This window comes from Limnohabitans lacus (assembly GCF_030053395.1).
Classification (GTDB): domain Bacteria; phylum Pseudomonadota; class Gammaproteobacteria; order Burkholderiales; family Burkholderiaceae_C; genus Limnohabitans_A; species Limnohabitans_A lacus.
On record NZ_JASGBH010000009.1, the window covers coordinates 36,255 to 57,185 of the forward strand.

At 64.5% G+C, this 20,931-nt stretch carries 22 protein-coding genes; 10 read left to right on the forward strand and 12 right to left on the reverse strand.

Annotated features, from left to right (window positions below; translation table 11 throughout):
* Window positions 1-9: 9 nt before the first annotated feature.
* Window positions 10-633: a chorismate--pyruvate lyase family protein gene (locus QLQ16_RS12280; RefSeq protein ID WP_158270137.1), complete on the forward strand. Its 624-nt coding sequence runs from the start codon at window positions 10-12 to the stop codon at window positions 631-633.
* On the forward strand, window positions 617-2,341 hold the full coding sequence (gene pabB, locus QLQ16_RS12285; protein WP_108326941.1) for an aminodeoxychorismate synthase component I: 1,725 nt from the start codon (window positions 617-619) through the stop codon (window positions 2,339-2,341). The genes QLQ16_RS12280 and pabB overlap by 17 nt, the downstream gene beginning before the upstream one ends.
* A gap of 331 nt (window positions 2,342-2,672) precedes the next feature.
* On the opposite strand, the gene QLQ16_RS12290 is transcribed toward pabB, so the two are convergent.
* The 9 genes from QLQ16_RS12290 to nadB all read right to left on the reverse strand — a co-directional run bounded on the left by QLQ16_RS12290 (window position 2,673) and on the right by nadB (window position 11,810).
* Complete coding sequence (locus tag QLQ16_RS12290; RefSeq protein WP_283224961.1) at window positions 2,673-3,911, reverse strand: cytochrome P450; 1,239 nt, start codon at window positions 3,909-3,911, stop codon at window positions 2,673-2,675.
* Window positions 3,908-4,948, reverse strand: a complete 1,041-nt coding sequence (bioB, locus tag QLQ16_RS12295) for a biotin synthase BioB (RefSeq protein ID WP_108326943.1) — start codon at window positions 4,946-4,948, stop codon at window positions 3,908-3,910. The genes QLQ16_RS12290 and bioB overlap by 4 nt, the downstream gene beginning before the upstream one ends.
* A 32-nt stretch (window positions 4,949-4,980) precedes the next feature.
* Complete coding sequence (bioD, locus tag QLQ16_RS12300) at window positions 4,981-5,769, reverse strand: dethiobiotin synthase (protein WP_108326944.1); 789 nt, start codon at window positions 5,767-5,769, stop codon at window positions 4,981-4,983.
* Window positions 5,766-6,983: an 8-amino-7-oxononanoate synthase gene (bioF, locus tag QLQ16_RS12305; protein WP_108326945.1), complete on the reverse strand. Its 1,218-nt coding sequence runs from the start codon at window positions 6,981-6,983 to the stop codon at window positions 5,766-5,768. The genes bioD and bioF overlap by 4 nt, the downstream gene beginning before the upstream one ends.
* On the reverse strand, window positions 6,949-8,340 hold the full coding sequence (gene bioA / locus QLQ16_RS12310; RefSeq protein WP_108326946.1) for an adenosylmethionine--8-amino-7-oxononanoate transaminase: 1,392 nt from the start codon (window positions 8,338-8,340) through the stop codon (window positions 6,949-6,951). Before bioA ends, bioF begins: the two co-directional genes overlap by 35 nt.
* 403 nt (window positions 8,341-8,743) lie before the next feature.
* Window positions 8,744-9,124, reverse strand: coding sequence for an aspartate 1-decarboxylase (gene panD, locus QLQ16_RS12315; protein ID WP_108326947.1), 381 nt, complete (start codon window positions 9,122-9,124; stop codon window positions 8,744-8,746).
* A gap of 60 nt (window positions 9,125-9,184) precedes the next feature.
* Window positions 9,185-9,553: a 6-pyruvoyl trahydropterin synthase family protein gene (locus tag QLQ16_RS12320; RefSeq protein WP_283224962.1), complete on the reverse strand. Its 369-nt coding sequence runs from the start codon at window positions 9,551-9,553 to the stop codon at window positions 9,185-9,187.
* 14 nt (window positions 9,554-9,567) lie between these two features.
* Window positions 9,568-10,206 (reverse strand): 7-carboxy-7-deazaguanine synthase, encoded by a 639-nt coding sequence (gene queE, locus QLQ16_RS12325; RefSeq protein ID WP_283224963.1) that lies wholly within the window; start codon window positions 10,204-10,206, stop codon window positions 9,568-9,570.
* Complete coding sequence (gene nadB, locus QLQ16_RS12330) at window positions 10,203-11,810, reverse strand: L-aspartate oxidase (RefSeq protein ID WP_283224964.1); 1,608 nt, start codon at window positions 11,808-11,810, stop codon at window positions 10,203-10,205. Before nadB ends, queE begins: the two co-directional genes overlap by 4 nt.
* 138 nt (window positions 11,811-11,948) lie before the next feature.
* On the opposite strand from nadB, the gene QLQ16_RS12335 reads away from it, so the two are divergent.
* The 3 genes from QLQ16_RS12335 (at window position 11,949) to QLQ16_RS12345 (ending at window position 13,742) form a co-directional block, all read left to right on the forward strand.
* A complete protein-coding gene (locus tag QLQ16_RS12335; RefSeq protein WP_283224965.1) occupies window positions 11,949-12,506 on the forward strand; it encodes a branched-chain amino acid ABC transporter permease in 558 nt (185 codons plus the stop codon).
* 633 nt (window positions 12,507-13,139) lie between these two features.
* Window positions 13,140-13,436, forward strand: a complete 297-nt coding sequence (locus QLQ16_RS12340; protein ID WP_104801852.1) for a type II toxin-antitoxin system RelE/ParE family toxin — start codon at window positions 13,140-13,142, stop codon at window positions 13,434-13,436.
* Between the two features lie 3 nt (window positions 13,437-13,439).
* Complete coding sequence (locus QLQ16_RS12345; protein WP_104801853.1) at window positions 13,440-13,742, forward strand: addiction module antidote protein; 303 nt, start codon at window positions 13,440-13,442, stop codon at window positions 13,740-13,742.
* Between the two features lie 872 nt (window positions 13,743-14,614).
* Here QLQ16_RS12345 and QLQ16_RS12350 read toward each other — a convergent pair.
* On the reverse strand, window positions 14,615-14,782 hold the full coding sequence (locus tag QLQ16_RS12350; protein ID WP_283224966.1) for a GDCCVxC domain-containing (seleno)protein: 168 nt from the start codon (window positions 14,780-14,782) through the stop codon (window positions 14,615-14,617).
* Window positions 14,783-14,816: 34 nt separating this feature from the next.
* On the opposite strand from QLQ16_RS12350, the gene QLQ16_RS12355 reads away from it, so the two are divergent.
* Both QLQ16_RS12355 and QLQ16_RS12360 read left to right on the forward strand, forming a co-directional pair.
* Window positions 14,817-15,554, forward strand: coding sequence for a hypothetical protein (locus QLQ16_RS12355; protein ID WP_283224967.1), 738 nt, complete (start codon window positions 14,817-14,819; stop codon window positions 15,552-15,554).
* A complete protein-coding gene (locus QLQ16_RS12360; protein WP_283224968.1) occupies window positions 15,554-16,507 on the forward strand; it encodes a hypothetical protein in 954 nt (317 codons plus the stop codon). The genes QLQ16_RS12355 and QLQ16_RS12360 overlap by 1 nt, the downstream gene beginning before the upstream one ends.
* Before the next feature lie 380 nt (window positions 16,508-16,887).
* Here the strand turns inward: QLQ16_RS12360 and QLQ16_RS12365 are convergent, their stop codons facing one another.
* Window positions 16,888-17,679, reverse strand: coding sequence for a 4Fe-4S dicluster domain-containing protein (locus tag QLQ16_RS12365; RefSeq protein ID WP_283224969.1), 792 nt, complete (start codon window positions 17,677-17,679; stop codon window positions 16,888-16,890).
* A gap of 234 nt (window positions 17,680-17,913) precedes the next feature.
* Between QLQ16_RS12365 and QLQ16_RS12370 the strand changes: the two genes are divergently transcribed.
* From QLQ16_RS12370 to QLQ16_RS12380, 3 genes are read left to right on the forward strand one after another with little or no spacing between them, the layout of a single operon-like run.
* Window positions 17,914-18,291, forward strand: coding sequence for a CidA/LrgA family protein (locus QLQ16_RS12370; protein WP_283224970.1), 378 nt, complete (start codon window positions 17,914-17,916; stop codon window positions 18,289-18,291).
* Entirely contained in the window at window positions 18,284-18,970 is a 687-nt protein-coding gene (locus QLQ16_RS12375) for an LrgB family protein (RefSeq protein WP_283224971.1), read from the forward strand. Before QLQ16_RS12370 ends, QLQ16_RS12375 begins: the two co-directional genes overlap by 8 nt.
* Window positions 18,971-19,022: 52 nt before the next feature.
* The gene (locus tag QLQ16_RS12380; protein WP_283224972.1) at window positions 19,023-20,465 is read left to right on the forward strand and encodes an aminotransferase-like domain-containing protein; all 1,443 of its coding nucleotides are present in this window, start codon (window positions 19,023-19,025) and stop codon (window positions 20,463-20,465) included.
* A gap of 31 nt (window positions 20,466-20,496) precedes the next feature.
* On the opposite strand, the gene QLQ16_RS12385 is transcribed toward QLQ16_RS12380, so the two are convergent.
* Window positions 20,497-20,877 carry a c-type cytochrome gene (locus QLQ16_RS12385; protein WP_283224973.1) on the reverse strand — a complete coding sequence of 127 codons (381 nt, stop codon included), beginning with the start codon at window positions 20,875-20,877 and terminating at the stop codon, window positions 20,497-20,499.
* Window positions 20,878-20,931 lie beyond the last annotated feature (54 nt).

Here is a 20,931-nt window from a genome sequence, read left to right on the forward strand (position 1 = left end):
GGCGCGTCCGTGAAACCCGCGCATTCCGTGTCGCTGCGGCGCTGGCTGGCCGCGCCGGGCTCGCTGAGCCGCCACCTTGCGGCGCTCGGTTCGGACTACCGTGTGCGGCCCTTGCGCGAAGGCGGGCTGCGCCTGCTGCCCGACGAGGGTGCTGGTTCGAGCCGCGCGCGTTCGCAACGGTATTGGGGCCGCGAAGTCCTGCTCTACGTCAATGGCCAGCCCCTGGTGTTCGCGCGCAGCTTCACGCTCGCACGCGCGGTGCGGGGGCCGTGGCGGGCGCTGCGCCGCCTTGGCACGCGGCCGCTGGCCGACTTGCTGTTCGGCGTGCGCCCGGCGCACCGCGAGGTCCTGCCGCCGCTGCGCCTGCCGCCGGCATCGCCCTGGCACAGCCGGGTCGGGCGCGCGCTGCGGAACTACCCGGCCAGTCCGCAGCCGCGTCTGGGCGTGCTCTGGATGCGCCGCGCCCTGTTCGCCCAGCGCCGGGGCGGCCCGGCGCTGATGGTGCAGGAGGTGTTTCTGCCGGCCATCAGCCGGCGCGCCGGCCCGGGTGGCCGTTCTCCGGCCACGGCTCGGGGGTGGGCGACCGGGCCCGCAGCGGCTTCACATGCGCTGAGCCATGCCAACGCTGATTGACTTTGCCGCCCCGGCGGATGGCGCTGCGCCGCTGCGCTGCGCCTTCGGCGCGCCGCGCCGGGTGCTGGCGGCCCATGCCATGGAAGAGGTGCGCCCCGTACTGGAAGCCGTGGATGCGCTGGCCCGGCAGGGCCGTTGGTGCGTCGGCTACCTGCGCTACGAGGCCGCGGCGGCCTTTGACCCGGCGCTGGCAGTGCATCAGGCCGACGGCCCGCTGGCCTGGTTCGGCGTGCACGACGCCCCGCGGCACTGGCCCGAAGCCGAGGCAGGCGGCACGGCCGAGGCGCAGTGGCAGGGCGGCCTGTCGCGGGCCGCTTTCGACCGAGGCATGGCAGACATCCACCGCGCCATCGCCGACGGCGAGCTCTACCAGCTCAATTACACGGCGCAGCTGCACGGGGTGCTGCGCGGCGCACCACGCGATCTGTTCATGGCGCTGCGGCGGGCGCAGCCGGGCGGCTACGCCGCCTTCATCGACACCGGCGACGAGCAGCTGCTGTCGGTCTCGCCCGAGCTGTTCTTCGACTGGGACGGGGAGCGCATCCTGGTACGCCCGATGAAGGGCACGGCCCCGCGCGGCGCCACGCCCGAAGACGATGCGGCACTGGCCGCGCGGCTGCGCGCCTCGGCCAAGGAGCAGGCCGAGAACGTGATGATCGTCGACCTGATCCGCAACGACCTGTCGCGCGTGGCCCAGCCCTTTTCCGTGCGCGTGCCGCGGCTGTTCCGGCTCGAGGCGCTGCCCAGCGTCTGGCAGATGAGCTCGGACGTCGAGGCGCGCACCCGCGCCGGCACGACGCTGGCCGAGGTGTTCGCGGCCCTGTTTCCCTGCGGCTCGGTGACCGGCGCGCCCAAGGTGCGGGCGATGCGCATGATCCGTGCGCTGGAGCCCGAGCCGCGCGGCGTCTACTGCGGCGCGATCGGCGTGGTCCGGCCCGGCGGAGCGGCCACCTTCAATGTCGCGATCCGCACCGTGGCGGCGCGTGAAGGACGGCTGCGCTGCGGCATCGGCAGCGGCATCACGGCCGATGCCACAGCCGACGGCGAGTGGCAGGAGTGGCGCCACAAGCGTGCCTTCCTGGACCGCGCCAGCCAGTCCTTCGAGCTGCTCGAGACCCTGGCGCTCGAGGACGGCGTGCCGCGCGAGGCGCCGGCGCACCTGGCTCGCATGGCCCGCGCGGCCGCGCATTTCGCCTATCCCTGGGACGAGGCGCAGGCCCGGCAGGCCTTGGACCGGCTGGCCCGGGCCCATCCCCAGGGCCTGTGGCGAGCGCGGCTGCTGCTCGACGCCCAGGGCAGGCTGCAGGCCCAGGCTTTCGCCATGCAGGCCACGCCCGCTCCTGTGCGCCTGCAGCTCGCGGACCGGCCCTTCGAGGCCGCCGACAGCGAGTTCGTGCGCTTCAAGACCACGCGGCGCGCGCACTACGAGGCCTTCGAACCGAGCGCGCCCGGCGTGTTCGACACCCTGCTGTGGAACACGCGCGGCGAGCTCACCGAATGCACGCGCGGCAACATCGCCCTGTGCCTGGACGGCCGCTGGCTCACGCCGCCGCTGGCCAGCGGCCTGCTGGACGGCGTGGGCCGCCAGCGCTGGCTGCGCGAGGGCCGCATCGCCGAGGCGGTGGTGCGCGTCGAGGACCTTGAGCGCGCGAGCGGCCTGGCCTTCTTCAACAGCCTGCGCGGCTGGCTGGCAGCGGAGCTGGTCTGAACGTACCGGTTCGTCTCATCGTGCTGCGACGCGGTGCCGTGTTCCGTTCATGTCCCCCGGCGCCGGCCTTCGGCCGCCACCTCCTCCTTGACTTCACTGCACACGACACCGCGCCGCAGCGCTCCGGCCTGCGTCGTGGTGCGCGAAGCAGCGGCGCGAGAGCGGTGGTGGACCCGAAGGGGACGGTGGGTGAATGGCGCAGTGAAGTCAAGGAGGAGACGAGGGCGGTACGCCCTCGTCGGGGGACATGAACGGAGCCGTTCGCCCGCCGTCCCCGCCTCCCTTAACGCAGGCAGGGACCTCTTTTTGTACCTCTGCTCGCAAGTCGGTATCAGGCGCGCCGTAGCGGCAGCGCCGCGAGGCCACGGTAGGCGGGGTTCGCGCACCACTGCGGCTGGGTGCTGGCCAGTTGCAGGTCAGGCCAGCGCACGAGCAGGCGGCCGAGCACCACCTCGGCCTCCAGCCGCGTGAGCGCCGCGCCCAGGCAGACATGGACGCCTGAGCCGAAGGACAGCGCGCCCGGGTCGGCCCGCGTGATGTCGAGCGCCTCGGCCAGGGCGTGGCGCGCCGGGTCACGGTTGGCCGAGCCGATCAGGGCCAGCACCAAGTCGCCGCGGCGCAGCCGCTGGCCGTGCAGCATCAGGTCCGTCGTGACGCGCCTTCCCGTGTACTGCACCGGGCTGTCGTAGCGCAGCAGCTCGCGCACCGCGCCCGGCACCCCCGCCGGGTCCTGCCGCAGCCCCGCCCATTGCTCGGGGTGGCTCAAGAGCGCGAACAGGCCGTTGCCCAGCAGGTTGCGCGTGGTCTCGTGGCCGGCGAACAGCAGCATCGCGCATTGGGCCAGCAGCTCGGCATCGTCACGGATCTCGCCGCGCTCGCGCGCTTTGAGCAGCTCGCTCAGCAGGTCGTCCCCCGGCGCGGCGCGCTTGGCCGCCAGCTGCGCCTGGAAGTAGCGCGTCATCGCCAGCAGGCTGGCCTGGGCGCGGCGCGCCTGTTCCTGGCTGGGCTCGGGCGCGCCGATGAAGGCCGCCAGGTCGTCCGACCAAGCCATGACCTCGGCGCGGTCCGCGCCCTCAATGCCCAGGATGGCCGAGATCACGCGCACCGGCAGCGGGCGCGCGAGCCGGGCGATGAAGTCGAATTCATCGGCATGGTCCAGGCCGTCGATCAGCTCGTCGGCAATGCGCTCGATCTGGGGCCTGAGCCGCGCCAGCGCCTCGGGCCTAAAGGCAGGCTGCAGCAGGGCGCGCAGCCGCCCATGGTCGGGCGCGTCGAGGAACAGCAGGGCACGCGCGAACAGCTGCTGGAAGCCCGCCAGCGCGCCGCGCTCGGCCGCAGCCTGGTTCACCCAGCCGCCGGTGCGCTGGGCCGCAAAGCGCGGATCGCGCAGCACGCCTTCCACGTCGGCATGGCGCGTGAGCAGCCAGGCGCCGCCAAAGAATTCCTCGCTCCAGTGGATCGGCCCGGCTTCGCGCAAGGCCTGGTAAGTCGGATATGGGTTGGCCAGAAACGCGGCGTCGACGATGGGGCGCCCCAGCGGATGGGGCGGCGATGTCAGGACGGCGCTCATTCGCTCTGATCGTTGCGCGCCGCGGGCCGCTCACCCTGCGCCTTCAAGCCCAGGCGCTCGAACAGCCGGCGGTCCCGCTCGGCCTGGGGATTGCTGGTGGTCAGCAGCTTGTCGCCGTAGAAGATCGAATTGGCGCCGGCGGCGAAGCATAGCGCCTGCAGGGCCTCGTCCATCTGCTCGCGCCCGGCCGACAGGCGAACCATGGTGCGCGGCATGGCGATGCGGGCCACCGCGATGGTGCGAACGAACTCGAACGGATCGAGCGGCGCGGTATCCGCCAGCGGCGTGCCTTCGACCTGGACCAGGTTGTTGATCGGCACCGACTCGGGGTACGGGTCGAGGTTGGCGAGCTGAGCGATCAGCCCGGCGCGTTCGGTCCGGCTCTCGCCCATGCCGACGATGCCGCCGCAGCAGACGTTGATGCCGGCATCGCGCACGTGGGCCAGCGTGTCCAGCCGGTCCTGGTAGTTGCGGGTGCTGATGATGTTGCCGTAGAACTCGGGCGCGCTGTCCAGGTTGTGGTTGTAGTAGTCCAGTCCGGCCGATTTGAGTGCCTGCGCCTGCCCGGCTTCGAGCATGCCCAGCGTCATGCAGGTCTCCAGGCCCAGGGCCCGGACCTCGCGCACCATCTCGGTCACTTTCTCCATGTCGCGCTCCTTCGGGCTGCGCCAGGCCGCGCCCATGCAGAAGCGGGTCGCGCCCTGGGCCCTGGCGGCCTGCGCAGCCTCCACGACCTCGGCCAGCGGCATCAGCTTGCTGGCCTCGACGCCGGTTTCGAAATGGGCCGATTGCGGGCAGTAGCCGCAATCCTCGCTGCAGCCGCCGGTCTTGATCGACAGCAAGGTGGACAACTGCACTTCGTTCGGGTCGAAGTTCTCGCGGTGCACCTGCTGGGCCTGGTGCAGCAGGTCCATGAACGGCAGCGCGAACAGCGCCTCGACGTCGGCGACGCGCCAGCGCACCGCGGCGCCCGGGCTGTCGGGCGGGGTGCTGCGCGCGCGCAGGCCAGAAATGTCGATGGTGGCTAAGGTGGTCATGTCAGGTCCTTCATGCGAGGGGGTGAAACGTTTCAGGGAGCGGCGAACACGGTGCGCAGCGCCGCGTCGTCCAGGTGCGCGGCCACGGCAGCCGCGCCGGTTGCGGACAGCCGCGGCACGAGGCCGAGGCAGGGGGCCTGGTGCTGCCGCCACAGGCGTTCGCGCAGACAGGCGATGTTCTCATCGATCCAGGGCATGCTGGCGTCAACGACGTTGCCGATCCAGCCAACCGGGCGCAGTCCGCGCGCGCGCACCGCTTCGGCGGTGAGCAGCGCATGGTTGATGCAGCCCAGGCGCAGGCCGACCACCAGCACCACGGGCAGGCCGAGGTCGGCAGCCAGACCGGCCGTGTCCCATTCCGGGCCGAGCGGCACGCAGAAGCCACCGACGCCCTCGACCACCAGCACGTCGGCGCGCGCCGCCAGGTCGTTCGCGGCCTGCAGGATCACGCCGCGCTCGATGGCGCGGCCTTCCAGCGCCGCCGCGATGTGCGGCGCGCAGGCGGTGTCGAACTGGTAGGGACCGACCTCGGCGTCGGTCAGCGCGAGCGAACTGGCCAGGCGCAGGGTGCGCACGTCGTCGTTGACGCGCACGCCGTCGACCAGCTCGGTGCCGGCCGCCACCGGCTTGAACCCGGCGCTGCGCCAGCCCTGCCGGGCGCACCAGTGCAGCAGCGCCGCGCTGATGCGGGTCTTGCCGACCTCGGTGTCGGTGCCGGTGACGAAGCAGCCGCGCGGCCTTGGCGAGAGGCTCACTGGAGTACCTTCGTGCTGCGCACTGCGGTGCGAGCTTGCTTGGGGACGGCCCGGCGCGGCGCTCATGCGAGGTCCTTCGCAGCGTGGGCCAGGCCCTGGACCAGGCGCTGCACGTCGTCCGCGCTGTGCGTGGCACTGAGCGTGATGCGCAGCCGCGCTGTTCCAACCGGTACGGTGGGCGGGCGGATCGCCGGCACCCACAGGCCTTGCGCGTCAAGCGCGGCGGCCAGCGCCATCGCGGCGGCGTTGTCGCCGACGATCAGCGGCTGTATCGCGGTGGCCGAGTCGGCCAGGTGCCAGCCGAGCGCGGGGTGCGCTTCGGTCAGCGCGGTGAGTCCACTGCGCAATTGCGCGATACGCTGCTGCAAATTCGCACGGCGCCGGTCACCTTCCTCGCCGCCGATCAGCCGCAGGCTTTCGCGCAAGCCATGGGCCACGGCCGGCGGTGCTGCCGTCGTGTAGATGTAGGCGCGCGCCGCCTGGACCAGCCAGTCGATGATGGTGGGGTGCGCGGCCACAAAGGCGCCGCCCAGGCCGGCGGCCTTGCCGAGCGTGCCCATGACGATCAGGCGCTCGCTGCGCAGGCCAAAGTGCGCCAGGCTGCCGCGGCCTTGCGGCCCGAGCACGCCGAAGCCGTGCGCGTCGTCCACGATCAGCCAGGCATCATGGCGTTCGGCCAGGGCGAGCAGCCCGGGCAGGTCGGCCAGGTCGCCATCCATGCTGAACACGGCGTCGGTCACGATCAGCTTGACCGGCGTGGTGCAGCGTTCGAGCTGGCGCGCCAGCACCGCGAGATTGCCGTGGGCGTAGCGCTGCATGGCCGCCTTGGCCAGCAGGGCGCCGTCGATCAGCGAGGCGTGGTTGAGCTTGTCGGCAAAGATCGTGGCGCTGGCGTCGCCCAGCGCGGTGAGCAGCGCCAGGTTGGCCATGTAGCCGGTGCAGAAGCTCAGCGCCCGCGCGCCCGGAATGGACGGCGCCAGCCAGGCGGCCAGGTCGTCTTCGAGCGCGGCATGGGCGCGCGAGTGGCCGCTGATCAGGTGCGAGGCGCCGCTGCCCGCACCATGGCGCCGCGCGCCCTCGGCCAGCGCCTCGATCAGCGCCGGGTGGTTCGCCAGGCCCAGGTAGTCGTTGCTGCAGAACGCGAGCAGCTCGCGCGCCGGTGCGTCACCCACGCTGACGCGCTGGTGCGGCGCGCAGGGCGATTCGGCGATACGCCGCTGGCGCCGCAGCGCCTGCGCTTCGCGCTCACGCAGTTGGCGGTTCAGGTGGTCTATCAGCATCGGAGCGGCGCTGGTTCAGCACGTCGTCGAGTGTGGCCATCACGCGCCCGGCCAGCCAGGCTGACAGTTCGTCGTCGAGCACATAGGGCGGCATCAGGTAGACCGTGCGGCCGATCGGTCGGATCATCAGCTCGCGTTCGCGGCCGGCCAGATGGAAGCGCTCGGCAAAGCGCGGGCCCGCGAAGGGCTCGCGCACGTCGAAGGCCCAGATCATGCCGCGCTGGCGGAAATGCTCGATGCGCGGGTCGGCTTGCAGCGGCGCGAGCGCGGCCGTGAGCATGGCGGCGCGTTCACGATTGCGCTGCAGTACCTGCTCCTCCTCGAAGCGGTCGAGCACCGCGAGTGCCGCGCGGCAGGCCAGCGCATTGCCGGTGTAGGAGTGGGAATGCAGGAAGCCACGCGCCACGTCGTCGTCGAGGAAGGCTTCGTAGATGCTGTCGCGCGAGAGCACCAGCGACAGCGGCAGGTAGCCGCCGCTGATGCCCTTGGACAGGCAGACCAGGTCGGGCCAGATCGGAGATTCTCCCGGCAGCGCGGCCTGCTCAAAGGCAAAGAAGGTCCCGGTGCGGCCGCAGCCAACCGCGATCTCGTCGGCGATCAGGTGCACCTGGTACTGGTCGCACAGTGCGCGCGCGGTGCGCAGGTAGGCGGGGTCGTGCATGGCCATGCCCGTGGCGCCCTGCACCAGCGGCTCGAGGATCAGGGCGGCTATGTGCTCGTGGCGCGCTTCGAACAGTGCCTGCAGGTCCGCTGCGGCACGCTGCGCCACGTCGGCGGCGGACTCGCCGGGCGCGGCCTGGCGCGCGTCTGGCGACATGACCTGGTGCGCGCGCATCAGCAGCGGATCGTAGGCGTCGCGGAACACCTGGACGTCGGTGACCGCCAGTGCGCCCAGGGTTTCGCCGTGATAGCCCTGGCGCAGGCAGACGAACTCCTGCTTGGCCGGCCGGCCGCGGTTGCGCCAGCAGTGGAAGCTCATCTTCAGCGCGATCTCGACCGCCGAGGCGCCGTCGCTGGCGAAGAAGCAATGGCCGAGCACGCTGCCGGTCCGTGCCGACAGGCGCTCGGCCAGTTCGACCGCCGGCTTGTGGGTGCAGCCGGCCAGCATCACGTGCGGCAGGGTGTCTAGCTGGTCCTTGATCGCCGCGTTGATGCGTGCATCGTCGTGGCCGAACAGGTTGACCCACCAGGAGCTGATGGCGTCGAAATAGCGGCTGCCCTGGTCGTCGAACAGCCAGGGGCCCTGGCCACGCACGATAGGCAATGGCGGCATCTGGGCCGCGCGCTGCATCTGCGTGCAGGGATGCCAGATATGAGTCAGGCTGCGCTGTTGCAGGTCGGAAGAGGCGTGGCGCATGACTCGCTAAGTGAGGGGGTTGGCAAGGGCTCGCATCCAGGCACGGGTGCGGGCGTTTCTGTGACCGACGGAAGCCCGAGCGGCGGCACAGTGGCCTGGGCCGGCGATGCGATGTGGCCTTCGCATGCGGCAGAGGTGTATTCCATTTTACTGAATCTCCTCAGCAACAGTGATTCGGGCTGGCTTGCGGGTAATCTTAATTAATAATTATAGATCACATTGAATGAATCCGCAGCGTTATCACGGCACCGCCCGCGCGCGATGCGGTGCCGAGGTTCGGCAACCCTTTACTTCTTTTCCGAGAAGGTCCTTCTCCCACGCCGATCTGCCAGGCGCTGGCGAACGCATGAGTCAGCCGTCGATGAGGCGTGTGAAGCGGCGGGCTGGCCACCTTCGCGCGCCATCAAAGGTGCTGGGTCGGCACCTTGTGGCGCAGCTCGGTCTGCCGGTTCTTGTCGTCGACGAACACCAGCTGGGGTTCATGGCCGGCAAGCTGGTCGTTGTGCACCTGGGCGAAAGCCGCAATGATGATCAGGTCGCCCACGGCGGCGCGGCGCGCGGCCGAGCCGTTGACGGAAATCATGCCGGAGCCGCGTTCCCCCCGAATGGCGTAAGTGACGAAGCGCTCGCCGTTGTCGATGTTCCAGATGTGGATCTGTTCATTTTCGGCGATGTCGGCGGCGTCCAGCAGGTCTTCATCAATGGCGCAGGAACCTTCGTAATGCAGCTCGCACTGGGTCACGGCAACGCGGTGGATCTTGGACTTGAGCAGGGTGCGGAACATGGGGTTTCCTCGGAATCAAAAAGTGGACGGAACAGGGCGGCAACGCCTGGCGCGTCGGACTCAGGGCTTGAGCTCCAGCGTGCAGGCGTCGCCCAGCGCCTCGCGCCAGACGCGCACGCGGGACAGGCGGGGGCTAAAATCGGGCATCTCGTTGGCGATGAACAGGCAGAGGTTTTCCAGCGTCGGCGCGCCCAGGCCGGGCACCTCGTCGAGCATGCGGTGGTCCAGCAGTTCGCGCACCTCGTCCAGGCGCCGGCGCAGCAGGCCCAGGTCGATCACCATGCCGGTGTCCGGGTTGCGCGGGCCGGCCAGCCAGACCTCGGCGTGGTAGGTGTGGCCATGGATGCGGCGGCTGCCTTCGGCCTCGATCTCGCGTTTCAGGGTGTGGGCCGCATCGAAGAAAAAGCGTTGGCTGACGGTGAACAACATGAGTCTCTCGGCTTTCAGCGGATGCCGCTGATCTTGTGGGTTTGCAGGCTCAGCCGCCAGACTGGGTCGCGCAGGCAGGCGGCGATGCAGGTGGCGGTGTTGGCGGCCTGGGCGGGTCCGTCCATGGGCTGCAGGAAGCGGTGGGTGAATTGTCCGGTGCGGGCGATGGCCTGCAGGTCCAGGCCCGGCTGGGGCCAGACCAGCTTGAGCTCTTGGCCTTGACGCTGCACCCAGGGCGCGCTGGCCTTGGGGCTCACGCAGAGCCAGTCGATGCCGGGTGGCGCGGCGACCGTGCCATTGGTTTCCACGGCAATGCGGAAACCGCGCGCGTGCAGCGCGTCGACCAAGGCCTCGTCCACCTGCAGCAGCGGTTCGCCACCGGTCAGCACCGTCAGGCGGTGAGCATCATCGCCGGCCGGCCACTGCGCCGCGATCAGTGCCGCCAGTTCGTCGGCCTGCGCGAACTTGCCGCCCAGCGTGCCGTCGGTGCCGACGAAGTCGGTGTCGCAGAAGCGGCAGACGGCGTCGGCGCGGTCCTCCTCGCGGCCGCTCCAGAGGTTGCAGCCGGCAAAGCGGCAGAACACGGCGGGTATGCCGGTCTGCGCGCCTTCGCCCTGCAGGGTGTAGAAGATTTCCTTGACGCTGTAAGTCATGCGCCCTCCATGCCGGGACCCGAGGGCGTCAGCACCGTGTTGACCGCCTGCGGCAGCTGCGCCGGGTAGTCTCGGCTGAAGTGCAGGCCGCGGCTTTCGTGGCGGGCCTGGGCGGAGCGCACGATCAGGTCGGCCACCTGCACCAGGTTGCGCAGTTCCAGCAGGTCGCGCGTGACGTGAAAGGCGCTGTAGTACTCGTCGATTTCCTGCTGCAGCAACGCGATGCGGTGCGCCGCGCGCTCCAGGCGCTTGTTGGTGCGCACGATGCCAACGTAGTCCCACATGAAGCGGCGCAGTTCGTCCCAGTTGTGCGAAATCACCACGGTCTCATCGGCGTCGGTGACGCGGCTATCGTCCCAGTCGGGCAGGGCGGGCGGGGCGGCGCGCGGTGATTGCGCGATGTCTTGCGCCGCCGCGCGCGCGAAAACCATGCATTCGACCAGTGAATTGCTGGCTAGCCGGTTGGCGCCGTGCAGGCCGGTGCAGCTGGTCTCGCCGATCGCATACAGGCCGGGCAGGGTGGTTCGGCCGGCCAGGTCGGCCAGCACGCCGCCGCAGGTGTAGTGCGCGGCTGGCACCACGGGAATCGGCTGGTTCGTGATGTCGATGCCCAGTTCCAGGCAGCGCGCATGGATGTTGGGGAAATGTTCCCGGATGAAGGCGGCTGGCTGGTGCGAGATGTCGAGGTAGATGCAGTCCAGACCGTGCTTCTTCATTTCGAAGTCGATGGCGCGGGCCACGACGTCACGCGGGGCCAGCTCGGCGCGCGCGTCGTGCTGCGGCATGAAGCGCGCGCCCCCGGCCGATTCGGGTAGCAGCAGCCGCCCGCCCTCACCGCGCACCGCCTCGGAGATGAGGAAGGACTTGGCGTGCGGGTGGTACAGGCAGGTCGGGTGGAACTGGATGAACTCCATGTTGGCCACCTGACAACCGGCGCGCCAGGCGGCTGCGATGCCGTCGCCGGTGGCGGTGTCGGGGTTGGTGGTGTAGAGGTAGACCTTGCCCGCGCCGCCGGTGGCCAGGATGGTGTGGGGCGCGCGGAAGGTGATCACCCGGTCGGTCGCTTCGTCCAGCGCGTAAAGGCCCAGGCACTCGTCGTGCGCCAGACCGAGCTTTCGGCCGGTGATCAGGTCCACCAGCGTGTGGTTTTCCAGCAGCGTGATGTTCGGCGACTGGCGCACGCGCTCGATCAGTGTGCGCTGCACTGCCGCACCAGTGGCATCGGTCACGTGCACGATGCGGCGCTGGCTGTGGCCGCCTTCGCGCGTGAGGTGCAGCTGACCGTCCTCGCGCGAGAACGGCACGCCGAGTTCTTGCAGCCAGACGATGCTTTCGGGCGCATGCTCGACGACGAAGCGCGTGGCGGCCGCGTCGCAGAGGCCGGCGCCCGCGACCAGTGTGTCCTCCACGTGCGCCTCGAAGCTGTCGCCCCCGGCGAGCACGGCGGCGATGCCGCCCTGGGCCCAGGCGCTGGAGCCATCGCCCAGCGTGCACTTTGTGATCACGGCGACGTGGTGCGTAGCGGCCAGGTGCAAGGCCGCGCTGAGGCCCGCCAGGCCGCTGCCGACAATCAGCACATCGAAAGAGCGGGAAATTTCAGCCATGAAGGGTCTTGATTGAGGAAGGATGTTGAATGGCAACGCAAAGTGAGCCACTATTTGCAACCAATATTGAGCCACCGGTTTTTAAATAATTTAGCCTAGTCGGTTGTGGACAATTTTAACTGCTCTGCGTTTTTTGCCTTGTTGCGAGAAAACTTGGCGCTGACCCTGTTTGGCGAAAAGCAGCGCGGTGTGCCACCGGTGGTGGATGGCGCTTTCATCTACGGTGACATCACCGAGGGTGGGGCGATCCTGACCTATCCGAACGTCATGGTCACGGTGCTGGCCATCGTGTTCATCGTGGCGCTGCTGTTGTTCGTGCAGTACACCCGGCCGGGCCGCGCCCTGCGGGCGATGGCGCAGGACAAAGAGGCTGCGCGCTTGCAAGGTGTAGATGTGAAAGCCACCACTACCCTTGGCTTTGCCATTGGTATGGCGCTGGCGGGACTGACCGGCGCGCTGTTGGTCACGGTGTACGGCGTGACCTCGGGCGTGGGCTCCAACATTTCCACCAAGGCCTTCATCATGATCATGATCGGCGGTGCGGGCGTGACTTCGGGGGCCATCGTCGTCGGAATCTTGCTGGGTTTTGCCGAAGCCATTGGCTACGACCTGCTGCCCGGAAGCCTGACTTATTTGCTGATTTTTGTGGGAATGATCGTGTTCCTGGTGTTCAAGCCCAATAGTTTGTTTGGCTAGCCTTGGGGCTGAAGGGAGTCAAGAAGTGAACCCTCATGGATACTGGAAAGTTTAACAATCCACACGTCCATCTTGACGGCATCAGGTTCGGCAAGGCTTTGCGCAGGGGGTGAGATGGATTTGACGACTCCATCTTGATGGATGGATTTCTCGGCTCAGGGGCGCTCGAATCTTGCCCAGAGGGCAGGCGATTTCCATAATCTGACCTGCCTTGACGGTGCTTGCGCCAGTAGTCCGGATTTTTTTTTCGGTCCAGGCCTTCTGCGCACGAGACTGGTTGTCTCGGTAGTCTGGGTCGGATTGAAGCTTGCTTTTGTGCCATTGCCGCCTACGCTCTTTCTGGCAATTGGCCGTTGAGCAATACGCTTGGTTTGGCACCTGCGGCGCTGGGATGAAACGAGCGCCACAGTGGGCGCAACGAAGCTTGGTCATGGATGTTCTCCAGTCAATTGAGGGACTAGAAACATCGCTCGATGCGAGGGGCAGGGGGAGAGGTTCGTGATGGCAGGCTTGTTGAAGAGCCCTTGAATGTGCGTCAGTAAATTAAAGACTCCTTTAATGTGATGGCGATGAGTCGAGTTTTGCCGTTTGGATGAGATTGACAGTCATGTATCCCAATTGATACAATGTTTCATGAAGACGATCTATACGACCGAAATTTTTGATGGGTGGTTTGACTCCTTGCGAGACAAACAAGCAGCCCGTCGGATTCAGGTGCGTATTGATCGGGCGGAAGAAGGAAATTTCGGAGACCATAAATCTGTGGGTGACGGCGTTTCCGAAATGCGAATTCATCACGGTCCAGGCTTTCGGGTGTATTTCACGCTACGAGGTTTGGAAATCGTCATCCTTTTGGCCGGAGGAGACAAGTCGAGTCAGGCCAAAGATATTCAAACCGCGCAGGAGCTAGCGCGTCAACTGAAGGAGTAAGAGATGACTGCTCTTAAGCTACGTAAATGGGATAGCGCAGAACACCTCAAAACCGAAGAGGACATGGCGCTTTATCTGGAGGCATGCCTGCAAGAGGCGGGGGATGATGCGGCCTTTATTGCCAAGGCTCTAGGCACCATTGCCCGAGCCAAGGGCATGTCACAACTTTCACGCGATACGGGGCTGGGCAGGGAAAGCCTCTACAAGGCGTTGTCAGGGGAGGGCAACCCCAGCTTTGCCACCATCTTGAAAGTCACGGCTGCGCTGGGAATCAAGCTCCACGCACAGCCGTTGCATGTGGGCTAAGTGCGGTAGTTGTGGATTTGGGTTCAATTCCGGTGAACGGATTTGAAGTTGAGTCGGTACAGTTCGTTGATGTAAGTCTGATCTATCGGTTGGCTAAGTCACTACCTCGCATTCACGCCCTAGTACTCTCTGGCACGCTTGAGTGCTAATAGAAAGTTCCTGAGTGGTCAACCATCCACCACCATATGCTTTGTGAGAAAAACACTCTCTCACTTTTTGGAAACCCCGCTGAGGCCCAGTCTCTGCGGGGTTTTCGCCATTTTGGCTCGTGGACACGGACCTTGGTGGCAACCCTAAAAAACACCGTTTTTCAGGAAATTTCGCTCTCTATTCTCCATTTCTCATGGACAGGAGAACGCCGTGTCCACAAGTCAAGCCCTTATAAATCAAGGACTTACGAGAGTTCTCCAGTCCCCCTTTCCTTTTGACACACTGCCTACCCAATATTGGCAAAAAATACAAAACCGTACAACAAGTGCTTATGGTTTATGGTGATTGCTGGTTTAAAGGATTCGGAATCTGCGTACGCAATCAGGATTCCTTCTCTTCAAGTCCACGAGGCGCCTGGCTCAATTTGTTAAGCGCGAACTGGGAGTAGGGCGCCTCAGCCAGTATCTTTTGAGCGGCCGAAGTCGGCCATGATCTGCCATTCACGAATGACCGTTCTCCAAACTTAAATTTATAAGCACCGAGCTGCATCGGTAGCCGAAATCGCCGTGGCCGAAGACATATACCTAGCGCAGTTGCGCCACTTGCTGCGACTGACTCACTTGGCACCGGAGGTCGTGGCACGGCTGGCGGATTCGTCCAGCGTAGTGCTTGAGAAAGTGATGCGCCGCGCCTGAATCAACGGCTGGAGTGATCAATAGCGATCATCCGCTACAGCAACTGCCTTTGCCTCGCTCCTGGATGGGCGGGCACGGCACCGTGCCGTAGGAGCAGTACACGCAGCAGTCACCTGGCTTCGGCTTGAGCACAGCGTGGCACTGCTCGCATTCGTAGAACCACTGGCAGGCATCGGTGGGCACCCTCTGGTACATCAGAAACCTCAATAGCGGCCATTGGCAGGAAATAGTGGATTTCCGCTTTGGGTCGGCTGCTGCCGGTCGCTTGCTGTCTATCGAAGCTGCATTTTCTGAACATCGGCCCTTCGGGGCTGTTCCCGTCACCGCGATCGCCCACTTTGAGCAGAGCAACTTCACCCGCGTGACCACGCGCATTGCTTTGGAAACGGCGCTGGTGTACCACCCCACACAAGGCATCGTGGAGTCCATCGTCAAGGGAGGGGCCAAGAACCATGCAGCGGTGCTCCAGTTGTTCGGGGAGCATGTGCTAGGTCAGAAGATCGAGCCCGAGGAGATCGAGAAGAAGTCATTCCGTCTGAACGCGCTGCGCGACGGCATGCTTGAGCCTGTTGTGGACTGGTCTGCCCTGGGCGTGGAGAAGGTGCGCCTGCGCCGTGCCCGCTTCACGCCCATTGGCAGGGCAGGTGTGGCCGTTCAGGTCGAGGCCACCCCTGAGATGGACAAGCCCGATGCCATCCAGGAGGCGTTGGCGCTGCTCAAGGTCAGCAGCTACTTCGAGGCTGAATACGGCATGGCCTCGGCGACCTTGATCGTGTACATGATGCCCGACGCCAAGGGCAAGCACGCACACTTCAGCTTTGGAGTGCACGCTTCAGGCTCATCGACCATCAAGAATCTGTCCGAGCGCAATCAGGCGATCGCCCAGTCATTGCTCAAAGCGTTGGATGTGATCGAGGTGGAAGACGCACCAGGCGACTTTGAAGCCTTTGAACAGATGGCAGCGTGATGAGTCAGGCTCAGATCAATTCAACCCAGGTCCTGTGCCGCCTGCTCGAGATGGACAAGCCACAGATCGACGGACAGACTTTGTTTGGCCAGTCCAGTGATGCGGCCACGCACCTGATCCGGGAGCGCATGCTGATGCTGGGCAGCTCGAACCAATGGATCAATTGCCCGGAGTGCGGCTTGGAGCTGGCGCGGGTCGTTCGGGACCTGTCCAGCGATCAAATTCTGCTCATGTGTCCCGAGTGCGTGGACGTCACGGCGCCCAGGCACTACTGCACCAACCACAAGGTCTCGCTGCCCAAGTTGGTCAATAACCTGGCCACGGGACTGGGCCTTGGCAGTGCCGGTCAGAAGGTTATTGATCACGAGCAAATCTGGCGGCTGGGCACAACGCAGTCGGGCAGGGCCAAGCCGGTGACCTGGTATTTCGCGCGCCAGCTCTACAAACCCGCAGTGGCAGACAGGCTTCGTGAGCAGATTCGCCTGGAAAAAACCACCGAGTCCAGCGTCGTGCTCACCAGCACCGATTTGCCGCTGCCAGCGGCATCACCCATCGAGGGCTTTGATGTTCGCTTTCTGGGCATGGCCGCGCGCATCAGTCAGAGCCGGTTCGAGTTCTTTGGTGAGAGCGCGAGCACGGCCACACAGGTCATGGAGGAGGCGACGCCCACGACCACCCTGAAATACGTCGAGTCGCAATCGTGCGTCTGGATGGATGGCGAGCGCCATGAGCTCGAGCCCCGGCAGCGGCTCATCATCCTCGCGCTTTTGGAGGACCTGGACCACGAGCTGGACAAGGACGCCCTGCAGCGCAAGTGCGGCTCCCAGTCGCAAAGCTTCTCACCCAGCAAGGAGTTCGAGCGCAACAAATCGGTCTACAAGCGATTCATCCGCTACCTCCGGGACGATGAGCGCTACCAGTTGCTGATCCCGCTGGAGGATCAGCCCCACTGATTTCCATTGGTTTGCAGTTGCCAATGTTTCACCCGGTTCAGACACCCGTCTGGCCGGGTTATTTATTTATTGATTTTGATGACACTGGCAGTTGAAGAAAATGGCAGCAAACGACCCATTGCCGCCGCTGGGAACGTCCGCTATCTACATTACCGGGAGGCTTTTATCCGGACGCTTACAGGCGCGGTATCAGAAAGGTTGAAGGTTCGACTGTTGACGGCTCACCGGTATCACCTTCAAGTACCGCAACAAATTTGATGGGCAGGACTTCTCCTGCGCGTTGTAAGGCCTGCATGCCTGGCATGCGCACGGTCACCGTGAGGGTGGTGGCCTTCGCTGGCTCTAGTCTCGCTTTAACAGGCTGAATCAGGTCAAGCAAGTCAGCTGGAAGTACATTGATGGTGACCTTCCTTCGCAAGCCGGCGGTCATTTTCAACTGTTCCGCGCCGCGGCTCACCCCGCCGGTGATCGTAGGCCACGTTCAAGGTGTGCGCATCCATGAGTGACCCCTGAAATCGTCCGTAGGGACACATGTGCAGACACACCTTTTCGCGCAACAAGCCCGCATTCAGATAAGTGAACAAGCCATAGAACAAAATCCAGAATGTGGTCCATGGGCTGACTGTCATCGACAGGGCATCGGCCATCAGTGGGCGCATGGCAGTGAAGTAGCCAACAAAGGTGAAGCCTGTCCACAGACCAAAAACGACCCATGCCAAGTTTTTTCCACCCCGACGAAGCAGCTTCTCTGCTGTCCATCTGGTCTTATCCAAACGCTTGCGGTTCTGATGACTGCCTTCGCACTTATTCTCGACCCACATGAAGATGGCGGTGTAGACAGTTTGTGGGCAGGCAAAGCCGCACCAGACGCGCCCAACCACGGCAGTTGCAAAAAACAGCAGCAACGCACTGACGACCAACAAACTGGCCAAGTAGATGAGATCCTGCGGAAACAACACGGCACCAAACAGGTAAAAGCGCTTGGCCTCAAGGTCAAACAGCACGGCCTGACGCGAGCTCCAGTTCAGCCATGGAACGCCATAAAAGAAGGCTTGGGTCAGCCAGACCATGATCCAACGCCATCTTGAGAAAATTCCATCAATAGAGCGGGCATGAATTTTGTCGCTCGCAGCCACAGCGTCGACGGAATGGATAGGGATGATTTTCTGCATGATGGCCTCACGGGTTATTCGCATGCCCCCCATTCCGCGAAAGGCAAATGGTTTCGAGGCAGCGCGCCCGGACGAGGCTGTCGACCAGGCATGTGCCAATGTTGCCGTCGACCCTTCTGATGCGCAGGATTCAGATATGCAGAAAATTGACCGTATCAGATGAATACTGATCCGACCAGTTATGCGGGCGTCTGATACGCCTCCATCTCACGAAATGCTTGGACACTGCATCAGATGAAACGCAATTTTTCGATTCTTGTTGGTTTACTCGCCCTCGTTGGCCTCAAGCTACTGGGTGATGCTCTGTCCCAGCGGCTCGGGGTTCGTGTGCCAGGCAATTTCTGGGGCTTCCTGGCCCTGTGGGTGTTTCTCCATTTCAGGCAGGTGGCGCCTACAGCGCTTGCGGGTGCCAGTGCCTTCTTGTTGAATCACCTGACGCTGTTCCTCTTGCCCTCGCTGGTAGCTGCAGTCGTGGGCTTACGATGGGCGCCACGCGAGATGGCGTTGTTGCTGGTGGGCGGATTGCCCGTCACCTTGTTCATGGCCGCGGCTTGCGGACTTCTCATCGCAACACTGCAATGTACACCCCGAAAGAGCAACCACGATGCTTGAGCAAATTGCTGCACTGGTGCTTGCCGGCGTGTGTTATTGGGCATCCAAAGGTGTGTTCCGTCTGAGCCAACGTCATGTGCTCGCCTTACCGGTATTCGTATCCGTTTTCCTGGTCCTATGTGCTTGCGCCGTGTTCGGCTTGAACCCTTCCGATTTTTCCGAACGGATCCATCCACTGCGCACTGCCATGGATGCGGCCGTTGTGGCGATGGCGATTCCCCTTCATCAGGTCTGCCGAAAACTCGGCCCCCTACTTCCCCACTTGCTCCTTGGTCTGCTTTTGGCATCGGTGATTTCGGTGGCAGGGGTGCTGGTTGCCGGATGGATGCTGGACGCACCTTGGCTCATCACCGCTGCTGTGGCACCCAAGGCAGCCACCATGCCCGTGGCACTGTCCCTGGCGAAAAGCGTTGGTGCCGACCAGACCATTGTCGTAACCGCTGTTTTGCTCACTGGGGTAGTGGGCACCTTGCTGACGCCACCCCTGCTGCGTTGGCTGGGGGTACGGGATAAAAGGGTTCAAGCCTTTGCATTGGGTGTGAGTGCGCACGCCATAGGTCTCGTTCGCGCGCAAGCCGAATATCCAGACCACTTGGACCTGGCAGTGGCGGGCATGTGTGGGAATGCTCTGGTCACGACAATTCTGTGTTCATTCTTGCTGTTTTGGACCCATGGCTGAATTTTCATTGACTGGTATAGCATCAAGGCCTTCACTGGAGATTCTGGAAGACATGTTTGCTGTCCGCCTGACGCGTTACCAGCAGCTAGCCGATGAACTGGCGGCCAGCATCCGATCAGGGGCGCTACGCCCCGGGGATCGCCTGCCTTCGGTGCGTGATTTGCGAAGACAGCGTGGTGTGAGTCCATCGACGATCTTTCAGGCCTACGCACAATTGGAGTTACAGGGTTTAGTAGAGGCCAGGGTCCGATCGGGCTACTTTGTGCGGGCGCGGCATCATCTGACCAGATTGCCGCCCGATGCAGCGCTGCCCAACGGGCGTATCACACCGGTAGCCATCAGCGAGTTGGTCTTTGAATTACTGGGCTCCACGCGCGATGTCGATGTGGTACCGCTGGGTTCAGCTTTTCCTGCGGCGCAGTTGTTCCCCTTCGAAGAACTGGCCCGAAGTGGTGCCCGTGCCATGCGGCGTCTGGGGCCGGCTCAAATATCCGGAGCATTGACGGCCGGAGACGAGTCTCTGCGTGCTCAGATCGGACGGCGTTATGCCCTTAATGGAGTCCCCACGCGTGGGGACGAAATCATCGTGACCAACGGTGCCATGGAGGCGCTCAACCTTTGCCTGCAAGCTGTCACGCAGCCCGGTGATGTGGTGGTGGTCGAATCTCCCACTTTTTATGCAGCATTGCAGGCCCTGGAACGCCTGCACTTGAAAGCCGTTGAGGTCGAGACCGATCCTGCGGAGGGGGTCCGACTGGAGGCTCTGGAGGCCTTGCTCAAGCAGCAGAAGGTGGCAGCCTGCTGGTTCATGCCCACATTCCAGAATCCTCTTGGGGCTTTGATGCCCAATGCCAAAAAGCAGGCATTGGTGCAATTGCTGGCACGCTACGGCGTACCCCTCATCGAGGACGATGTCTATGCAGAATTGCATTTCGGCGCACGCCGGCCTTTGCCAGCCAAGGCCTTTGACCAAGAGGGTCTGGTGCTGCATTGCTCCTCGTTTTCCAAATCTCTGGCACCGGGGTATCGGGTCGGCTGGGCAGCAGCCGGGCGCTATGCCAAGGATGTTGAACGCCTGAAGATGATGACCTCGCTGGCTTCGCCGATACCACCGCAGCTGGCGATCGCCGAGTACCTCGTGCAGGGCGGATTTGATCGGCATCTGCGCCATCTGCGAGGCGCATTGCAAACCCAGCACACTGCGGCAAGAACACTAATCGAGCGCTGCTTTCCCAAGGGCACCCGGATGACCGAACCCCAAGGGGGCTACTTTGTCTGGCTGGAGTTGCCTGGGGGAGTGAACACCCTGGAAATTCACCACCAGGCCATGGCCCAGTCCATCAGCACGGCGCCTGGGGTATTGTTCTCGGCCGACCGGCGCTTCACGCGCCATTTGCGGCTGAATCTGGGGCATCCCGTGACCCCACAGATCAAGGCGGCCCTGAAGCTGCTGGGCACCTTGGCCAAGGCACAAGCACACCGCAACGCCCAGTGAGACGGATACAGCCCCGTCTCTGCAACAGGCTCTAACGAATACCCACCTTGCGCTGCTGCTGACGCACGTAGGCCGTGATGTGGACCACATCGTCCGCCGACAGCCCGGACACTGGCGGCATGTCGCCAAACTTCCAGTGGTGCGCCCGGCTGCCGTAGCGCACAGCCGCCTGAAAAGCAGCATCGCTGTGATGCGAAGGTTCATAGACCGGGTGCAGCAACGGTGGCCCCCGGTCAGAACCCTTCAAGTCCAAGCCGTGGCAGGCGGCGCAATGCTGCGCGAACAGCCGCTGGCCTTGGGCAGGCTGAGGCATCAGCCCCGGTGCAGGCTGGGGCAGCGGCAGGGTTTGCGCCAGCGCCATGTTCGCCGCCAAACTCAGCCAGAGGGTAAAGGTCTTGTGTGTGAAGTGCATGTTAAACAGGTTAGGATCAAAAGCGGCACGGCACGGCACGGTGGGGGGCCGTGG

Coding starts and splice junctions, on each gene's coding strand:
- QLQ16_RS12375 (WP_283224971.1), top strand. CDS start 18,284: ATGCTTGAGCAAATTGCTGCACTGGTGCTTGCCGGCGTGTGTTATTGG.
- bioB (WP_108326943.1), bottom strand. CDS start 4,948: ATGACCACCTTAGCCACCATCGACATTTCTGGCCTGCGCGCGCGCAGC.
- QLQ16_RS12320 (WP_283224962.1), bottom strand. CDS start 9,553: ATGTTGTTCACCGTCAGCCAACGCTTTTTCTTCGATGCGGCCCACACC.
- nadB (WP_283224964.1), bottom strand. CDS start 11,810: ATGGCTGAAATTTCCCGCTCTTTCGATGTGCTGATTGTCGGCAGCGGC.
- bioD (WP_108326944.1), bottom strand. CDS start 5,769: ATGAGCGCCGCGCCGGGCCGTCCCCAAGCAAGCTCGCACCGCAGTGCG.
- queE (WP_283224963.1), bottom strand. CDS start 10,206: ATGACTTACAGCGTCAAGGAAATCTTCTACACCCTGCAGGGCGAAGGC.
- QLQ16_RS12385 (WP_283224973.1), bottom strand. CDS start 20,877: ATGCACTTCACACACAAGACCTTTACCCTCTGGCTGAGTTTGGCGGCG.
- QLQ16_RS12365 (WP_283224969.1), bottom strand. CDS start 17,679: ATGCAGAAAATCATCCCTATCCATTCCGTCGACGCTGTGGCTGCGAGC.
- QLQ16_RS12370 (WP_283224970.1), top strand. CDS start 17,914: ATGAAACGCAATTTTTCGATTCTTGTTGGTTTACTCGCCCTCGTTGGC.
- QLQ16_RS12340 (WP_104801852.1), top strand. CDS start 13,140: ATGAAGACGATCTATACGACCGAAATTTTTGATGGGTGGTTTGACTCC.
- bioF (WP_108326945.1), bottom strand. CDS start 6,983: ATGCTGATAGACCACCTGAACCGCCAACTGCGTGAGCGCGAAGCGCAG.
- QLQ16_RS12345 (WP_104801853.1), top strand. CDS start 13,440: ATGACTGCTCTTAAGCTACGTAAATGGGATAGCGCAGAACACCTCAAA.
- pabB (WP_108326941.1), top strand. CDS start 617: ATGCCAACGCTGATTGACTTTGCCGCCCCGGCGGATGGCGCTGCGCCG.
- panD (WP_108326947.1), bottom strand. CDS start 9,124: ATGTTCCGCACCCTGCTCAAGTCCAAGATCCACCGCGTTGCCGTGACC.
- QLQ16_RS12350 (WP_283224966.1), bottom strand. CDS start 14,782: ATGTACCAGAGGGTGCCCACCGATGCCTGCCAGTGGTTCTACGAATGC.
- QLQ16_RS12380 (WP_283224972.1), top strand. CDS start 19,023: ATGTTTGCTGTCCGCCTGACGCGTTACCAGCAGCTAGCCGATGAACTG.
- QLQ16_RS12360 (WP_283224968.1), top strand. CDS start 15,554: ATGAGTCAGGCTCAGATCAATTCAACCCAGGTCCTGTGCCGCCTGCTC.
- QLQ16_RS12290 (WP_283224961.1), bottom strand. CDS start 3,911: ATGAGCGCCGTCCTGACATCGCCGCCCCATCCGCTGGGGCGCCCCATC.
- bioA (WP_108326946.1), bottom strand. CDS start 8,340: ATGCGCCACGCCTCTTCCGACCTGCAACAGCGCAGCCTGACTCATATC.